Raw genomic sequence first — 317 nt, 5'->3', positions numbered from 1 at the left:
TTTAATGCCTCTTGAGTTAACTTTCTTCATATTCAGAAAGTTAACAACATAAAGACAATACTTTTTTAAACAGCTCCATGAAGACTTCTTCTCCATAGAGTTGTCTAGTTCGACTAATGGTACTGTGCCATGGTAAAACTTCATCGATATCATAGCGTATAAACAAACGAACATCTAAACAGTTGGATCAATATTCAATGAGTTTTCTATCAGAATTAATGTTATTCAAATAGCCTACTAAGCATATTTTGAAGAAGACAACAGGATCAATACTCTCCTGTCCTTCTTGTCCATAATACTTCTTAGTGGATTTATAT

General features: G+C 32.2%; 1 pseudogene. It reads right to left on the bottom strand.

Going from position 1 to position 317, the window contains the following annotated elements:
* Positions 1-46: 46 nt before the first annotated feature.
* Positions 47-317: pseudogene (locus tag FIA58_RS21205) on the bottom strand (transposase); the annotation flags it as partial.

Origin of the sequence: Flavobacterium jejuense, assembly GCF_006491595.2 — a bacterium.
GTDB lineage: Bacteria > Bacteroidota > Bacteroidia > Flavobacteriales > Flavobacteriaceae > Flavobacterium > Flavobacterium jejuense.
This window is presented reverse-complemented; position numbering and strand designations above follow the sequence as displayed.